The sequence below is a fragment of the Microbacterium sp. genome (assembly GCF_030149085.1).
Classification (GTDB): domain Bacteria; phylum Actinomycetota; class Actinomycetes; order Actinomycetales; family Microbacteriaceae; genus Microbacterium.
In genome coordinates, this window is the sequence record NZ_JASBSF010000113.1 from 1 (window position 1) to 7,053 (window position 7,053).

Genomic DNA, 7,053 nt, shown 5'->3' on the forward strand with positions numbered 1-7,053 from the left:
GAACTGATCATCCGGGGGTACTGGCAACTCGACGCCCTCTCGAAGGGAAAGAGCGCCGATCAGCGCAAGCTAGAAATCGCCAAGCTCCGCTCGATGCTCCTGCTCGGCCACACTGTTGCGACGTCGGGAACACTCGTCAAGACGGGCCTGGTGTTCGGCATGAACCCGGCCGCCCTCAACTACCCGCAGTTGCTCGCGATGGTGCCCGCAACGATCGCCTGGCTCAAAGAGTCGGTAGCTCGCGAGCAACGCATCGGAAGCGCGCTCGAAGCCGAGTGGCTAGCTCTGATAGCCGAAGACACCCGGTCCGAGTCAGTCGCCGAGTAGTCGCTCCGGATCGAGTGGGCGTGAATCCGGCCGAGCAACCGGCTCAGAGCCGACTCCAGCGACGTGCGAAGAATCTGCGAACAACTGAACACCCGCGAGTATCCCTGAACCTCCGCCAACATGGCCGCGAACCTCTGCGATTCAACGCGAGCGCGTGCAAACGCCAACCACTCTGTGCGTGGGTGCGGGGTTCAAATCCCTCCGTCTCCGCAGAAAAATCCCAGATCAGCGGCTGTTTATTTCGCATCTGCCACGAAATCCGCCATTTCTGCCACGTTTGCGAAGCGTTCCGTTCTGGGCGATCTGAGCTCGATCATGAGTTCCCGCTCATCAACCTGCTCGGTTGCGGCTGGACCGGGCGAAGGTTCAGTGCCGCTGCCCGCGAGACCGCGAGCGCATATCCCTCGGTCTCCAGGGGCGGGGCCATGCGAAGGCCTCCGTTCCTCCACAGCGGCGGATTCGGGCGCGTTCTCCCCACGGCGTCGGATGCGGTGATCGTGGCTGCGCCTGCGTCGGGATGCTGGCCGCATGGGAATCCGCTACTACGCCTATGCCTTCGATGCCGACCTTGCTCAGCAGGCGGTCGATGACCCGCACAGCATCCTCTCCAGCGACCCGCTCGCTGACGCGTGGGGCCTGGAGCCGCACGCGAGCGTGAGTGTCGCGACGTTCGAGCAGGTCTCACCGAAGCGCGACATGCTCTATCTCGACAAGGCATGGTCCGCTTTGCAGTCCCTCACGCGCTCGGGGCCCGGAAGTCCCGCCGCCGGCTCGTGCTACCGGATGTTCGAGGGGAACGTGACGATGCACGACATGGGCTGGGACCCGTGGGTGAGGACGATCCTCCCGGAGGAGGTGCCAGCGATTCGGGACGACCTCTGTGCGATCGACGAGGACCAGGCGCGAACGTGGGCGCGCACTTGGCGAAGCCGGCACGGAGTCGACGATGACGACGAGCTCCGCTACGTCCTCGACTACCTCACGCGGGCACAGGAATTCGTCGAGGCGCTCGCGACAGACGGTCGCGGGATGGTCTACCTCATCGGGTGACTCAGCCCGAGCTATCCGCCGCCGCCGCGTCAACGGATGTCGGTGTGTTCCTTCAGAATGGACGCGTGCCCGCCGTCGCCCAGGTTCTCGAGCTCGCCCAGCTTGCGGAGCGCGATGCGGCGTGGAAGCTGCTTCGAGCCGACAGTGCACCCGTGGTCGCCGGTCTTCTCGGCACCCACCTGGGCGGAGACGAGCGCCGAGTCGACGCTGAGGAGCTGTACGAGCGGATCGATGCCGACCTCGAGCGGCTCCGTGCGCAGGGGCTGATTTTGCCGCTGACTGCGAAGGGGTACTGCGGGGAGTGGCGATCGGCCGGCTTCCTGGTGCGTCGGCCGTCATCGGAAGCGCGGGGTGAGACGCTCGAGCTTTCCCCGGATGCGATCGCCGGGATCCGCTTCTTACAGGGGCGTGCCGCCCCGCGTTCGAGTGTGACCGAGTCTCGGCTTGCGAGTCTTGCGGCGCAGGTCCGTCGCCTCGCGATCGACACCGATCCTGACGTGTCAGCGCGCATCGCGCTACTCGAGGAAGAGATCGAGTCGATTGAGCGGCGGATCGAGAGCCTGCGTTCCGGTGACGAGTCCGCGATCGATGAAGACCGGGCGCTCGAGCGCGTTCGCGACGTGCTGGCGCAGGCGGCGGACGTGCCGGACGACTTTGCTCGGGTGCGTGCCGAGTTCGAGACGCTGAATGCGTCGCTGAGGGCGAAGATCGTCGAGTCCGATGTTTCTCAGGCGTCAGTCGTCGACGAAGTCTTCCGCGGAATCGACCACATCTCCGACTCGGATGCAGGCCGCAGTTTCGCTGCCTTCTCCCAGCTCGTGCTCGACCCTGCACTCGGTGCCGCATTCGAGGCCGACATCCGTCGCATCCTCGACCGCAGATTCGCTCGTGATCTCACCTCGGATGAGCGCCGGGCACTGCGCGCCTTCCTCGCAACGCTCAAGGGACGAAGCGCGGAGATCCACGATGTCATCACATTGTTCGCCCGGGCGCTCCGCCGCTACGTGCAGTCGCAGGACTACCAGCGCGACCGGGTCCTGCGGACTCTTCTGCGGGAGGCTCAGCACGCGGGGGTGGAAGCCGCCGCACACACGCGTCCGTGGCATCCGACGTCTCTCACGCTGGATCTCTCGGCCGTTGCGCTGTCGAGCGTCGGGGCGATCGACCTTCACGACCCCGCCGAATTCGCCGCCACCGAAGAGATCGTCACGCAGGCGACATCCCTCGCGAGCCTCGAGGAGCTGCGGGCGATCGCTCGCGAAACCGAGATCGACTTCGACGAACTCACCCGGAACGTCAACGACCTGCTCGCCGAGGTGCCCTCGTGCACCGTCGCAGATGTCCTTGCTCGATACCCCGCGACGCAGGGGGTCGGCAGCGTGATCGGACTTCTCTCGATCGCCGCCGAGCAGGGCACCGTTGACGATGAGCCCGAGGTACTCGCTTGGCAGGGCGCCGACGGAGTTCCGCGTGCGGCGATTGTGGCCGCGCACCGATTCACAGGAGCGGTGGCATGACCGAGTCGACCACGGCGGATGTCGCCCCCGACGAGCACGGAGGCCTCTGGCGTGGCGACGCCGGCGAACTCCCTGATCGCACGAGGCGCGTCTTGCTGCGTCTGGTGCGTGGCCCGTATCTTTCCGGAGCGCGCGAGGCGCAGCTGTGGGCGGTGCTGCTCACCGACGAGGCTGTCCTCCGCTCCCGGCTCGCCGATTTGTTCCTCGAATTGGTCATCGATCGGGACAACGAGTTCGCCTTCGTCCGCAACGCTCCGTCCGAGGACGCCCCGAAGGCAGTGCGGTCTGAGGCGTTGACGTTCCTCGACACCGCAATGCTGCTTGTCTTGCGCCAGACGCTGCTGAGCGAGGAGGGTCGCGGTCGGGTGATCGTCGGGCAGGCGGAGGTGTTCGAGCAGCTCGCCGTGTTCCGCACCCCGGACCGTGATGAGAAGGACTTCGCGAGCCGCGTCAACTCGTCGTGGAACAAGATGCAGAACAAGCTCCGCGTGTTGCACGCCGTTGGCGATGACCGTGCCGAGATTTCGCCCGTGCTCCGACTGCTAGTCGATGCCGACCAGATCCGCGCGATCACATCGGAGTACCACCGGATCGCCCGAGAGGGCGGAGGAGAATTCGCTGCCCCGTCGACGGATGCCGAGGATGACACAGAATGACGATGCTGAGCTTTCCCTCCGACGAGCCGGAGGTCGATCCGACCAGGCCCGGCCAGTGGCGACTCGCCCAAATCGAACTCGTCAACTGGGGCACGTTCGCCGGCCACGTCTCCGTGGATGTCGCGCGCGCCGGCCACCTGTTCACCGGCGCATCCGGATCGGGCAAGTCGTCGCTACTCGACGCGATTGCCGCCGTCCTCACCCCCGACAGGTGGCTGCGCCTCAACGCGGCGGCTCAGGATGGTACTTCCCGGCAGAGCGATCGGACGCTGATGAGCTATGTGCGTGGCGCCTGGAGCAAGGAAGCTGACGAGACTGCCGATCGGGCCACCACGACCTACCTGCGCTCGAAGGCAACCTGGAGCGGCATCCTGCTGCGCTACGAGAATCTCCGCGATGAACCGGTCGTCCTGCTGCGGGTGTTCCACGCACCGGGCACGCGCACCGAACCGACCGCGTTGAAGGACGCACGGATCTTCACCCGCGGTCACGTGAAGCTTCTCGACGTGAAGCCGCACGTCGAAGGCGGAATTGACGCGCGTCGCATGTCGAAGGCCTTCCCCGACGCGCTGATCACCACCGGCGGGAGACACGGACGCTTTCACGAGCGGATCATCCGTCAGTTCGGCTTCCGCGGAGATGCGACGCTTCAGCTTCTCCACAAGACACAATCAGCGAAGAACCTCGGCACCCTCGACGCGTTGTTCCGCGGGTTCATGCTCGACCAGCCAGGGACCTTCGCGCGGGCCGAGACCGCCGTTGAGCAGTTCACGGAGCTCGATGCCGCGCACAAGCACGTGGTCGACCTGAGGAAGCAGGCTGATGCGCTCCGCAAGGTCGACGAGGCGATCACCGCGTTCGACTTGGCCGGCGCTGAGATGGCGGCGATCTCCGATCTGCACGAGGGGGTCGAGCCCTTCACAGCGGGACTCAAGTTGCGGCTCGCGAAGGAAGCTGCGGGCCCCGCACGCGCCGCGCTGGCGCGCGCCGAGAGCGACCTGAGCGACGCCGCGCGAGAGCAGCGGTTGGCGGCAGAGGCGCTGGAAACCGCGAAGGCGCGGGTCCGGGACGAGGGCGGCGCGCGCGTCGAGCTTCTGCAGGAGCGGATCGACAGTGCGCAGCGTGCCGAGGACGTCACTAGGCAATATCGAGCTCAGTTGACCGCAGAGCTGATGCGCATCGGCGCACCAATGCCCGAAGACCCCGGGCAGTTTGCGGAGCTCCTTGCCGCGGCCGTCACCGAGGTTGCGCGCGACATCCCCGCTGTGTCGTATGAGGTCCGTGACGCCGCGAGTCAGGCGCGTAAGGCGCTGGACGAAGTCACCAGGCAGATTCAGGCGCTGAGAGATCACCGGAGCAACCTCGACGAGAAGCTTCTGAGCGCACGACGATTCCTCGCGGACGCTGTCGGTGTGCCGGCATCGACATTCCCCTTTGCGGGCGAGCTGATCTCGGTCGCCGAGCAGCACTCCGCCTGGCGCGGCGCGGCAGAGCGAGTGCTCGCTCCGTTTGCGTCGACGCTCCTCGTGCGGGACGAACATCTTGTCGCCGCACGTCGGGCAGCCGACTCGCGGACACTCGGTGTACGGCTCGTCATCGAAGCGGTCCCGCACGCCGTCGACGAGCCGCGTCGCCCTAAGGATGCCCGCTCGCTCGTTCATCGCCTCACGGTGAGCGATGGGCCCTTCGCGTCCTACGTCCGCAGGCGCATGGCCTCCGAGTTCGACTACGCCTGCGTTTCGCACCCCGACGAGCTTGATGACGTCGAGCGTGGCGTCACGATCGGCGGCCTGGTCAAGCGCAACTCACGCAGGTACGAGAAGGATGACCGTCACGAGGTCGGTGATGCCACTCGATGGGTGCTGGGCGGCGACACCCACGCGCGGCTCGAGGCTTTGCTGGAGCGTCGGCGGGAAGCGATGGCGGCGATGGAGGAAGCATCCGCCCGCGACGCCGAGGCCGACTCGTTTCGTCAGGACGCTGTCAGTCGGCGCGACGTCTTCACACGCGTATCGACGTTCAGCTGGGACCAAGTGGACCTCGCATCCGCGATGGCGGTCACCGCGGCCCAGCGCGACGATCTCCGGGTGCTCACCAGCGAATCGGGGACTCTCCGCGAAGCACAGGAGGCCGCGGAGCGAGCGACCCAGCGACTGGACGAAACGAACGCGAAGCACGCACGGGCGCTCGGAGCCCACGCTGTCGCCCGCAATCACGTCGAAAGCATCGAGGCACACGTCGCCGAACTCGAGGCCACCCCATATATACCGGTCGAGGAGCGGATCGCCGACGCCCTCGAGGGCCGGTTCCGAGCCGAGCGACGCTCCGTGAGCCTGGAGACGGTGGACGAAGTCGCGCGAAAGGTGCAGTCGGCACTCTCGAAGGAGAAGGACGCCTCGGCCAGCCGCGCAGCGGATGCTGAGGCCAGCTTCGCCGGGCGCGCCGCCGAGTTTCGGCTCGGGTGGCCCGCTGCATCCGCAGAGCTGACTGCTGACATCCGCGACCGCTACGGCTACCGGGAACTGCGCGAAGGCATCCTCGCCCGCGGCCTGCCCGAGAAGGAGTCCGAGTTCCGCAAGCTGTTGCGGGAACGATCGCAGGACGTCGTCGCACACTTGCTCAGCGACCTCCGCGACGCCCCGGGTCTCATCCGTGAGCGAATCCTCCCCGTCAACGCATCCCTGGGGCGGTCCCCGTTCGAGGGAGCGGACCGCTTCCTCGAGATCGATGTGAAGACGACGCGGACCCCGGAGGTCGACGAGTTCCTCACCGACCTCCGTCGCATCGTTGAAGGCAACTGGGCCGACGAGTCGGCCGCCGGTGCCGAGCAACGATTCGCCGTGCTGCAGCGCGTAATCGGTCGACTCGGATCCAAGGACCGCGTCGACATCGACTGGCGCAACCGAGTGCTTGACACGAGGCTTCACGTGAGCTTCCTCGCGCGGGAGAAGGACGTCGCCGGCCGCGTTGTGCGGGTGTATGACTCCGCAGAGGGCTTGTCGGGTGGTCAGCGGCAGAAGCTCGTCATCTTCTGCCTCGCGGCAGCGCTGCGGTACCAGCTGACTGAAGAAGAGGACGAGGTTCCGAGGTTCGGGTCGATCGTGCTCGATGAGGCGTTCGACAAGGCTGACAGCCGATACACGCGCAACGCGATGGAGGTGTTCCGAGAGTTCGGATTCCACATGATCCTCGCGACACCGCAGAAGCTGTTGCAGACGCTCGAGCCGTACGTGGGCGCGATCACGTCGGTATCGAACCCCGACCGCAACGCCTCACAGCTGGCGAACGTGGTGTTCTCGGTCGATGAACCTGAGGTCGCCACCCCGCCGCACGCGGAGTCGCGCGCGTGACCACGCTTGTCACACCGTCTGACCTGCGCGCGCGAGCGAAGAAACTCTTCGACCGCGATGCCCGCACCTGGGCCGCCGAGCAGCAGACCGATGTCGTGCTCGACGTTCCGCTCCGCCCGCCAACGGAGCGGGAGGCGCTGGACGATCTCAATC

Annotated in this window: 4 protein-coding genes and 1 pseudogene; all 5 read left to right on the top strand. The window is 66.4% G+C overall.

The features are described 5' to 3' along the window. Positions 1-327 (top strand): annotated as a pseudogene (locus Q1V87_RS04685) (hypothetical protein); the annotation flags it as partial. 528 nt (positions 328-855) lie between these two features. After that, complete coding sequence (locus Q1V87_RS04690; RefSeq protein WP_053547121.1) at positions 856-1,377, top strand: DUF1877 family protein; 522 nt, start codon at positions 856-858, stop codon at positions 1,375-1,377. Positions 1,378-1,442: 65 nt separating this feature from the next. Next, complete coding sequence (locus tag Q1V87_RS04695) at positions 1,443-2,894, top strand: DUF3375 domain-containing protein (protein WP_053547122.1); 1,452 nt, start codon at positions 1,443-1,445, stop codon at positions 2,892-2,894. Continuing rightward, positions 2,891-3,550: a DUF4194 domain-containing protein gene (locus tag Q1V87_RS04700; protein ID WP_300591056.1), complete on the top strand. Its 660-nt coding sequence runs from the start codon at positions 2,891-2,893 to the stop codon at positions 3,548-3,550. The genes Q1V87_RS04695 and Q1V87_RS04700 overlap by 4 nt, the downstream gene beginning before the upstream one ends. Next, positions 3,547-6,900, top strand: coding sequence for an ATP-binding protein (locus Q1V87_RS04705; protein WP_300591058.1), 3,354 nt, complete (start codon positions 3,547-3,549; stop codon positions 6,898-6,900). The genes Q1V87_RS04700 and Q1V87_RS04705 overlap by 4 nt, the downstream gene beginning before the upstream one ends. Positions 6,901-7,053: the final 153 nt, after the last annotated feature.

What these genes read in the sequence shown, in the direction of transcription:
- Q1V87_RS04690 (WP_053547121.1), top strand. Translation starts at nt 856, where the DNA reads ATGGGAATCCGCTACTACGCCTATGCCTTCGATGCCGACCTTGCTCAG.
- Q1V87_RS04700 (WP_300591056.1), top strand. Translation starts at nt 2,891, where the DNA reads ATGACCGAGTCGACCACGGCGGATGTCGCCCCCGACGAGCACGGAGGC.
- Q1V87_RS04705 (WP_300591058.1), top strand. Translation starts at nt 3,547, where the DNA reads ATGACGATGCTGAGCTTTCCCTCCGACGAGCCGGAGGTCGATCCGACC.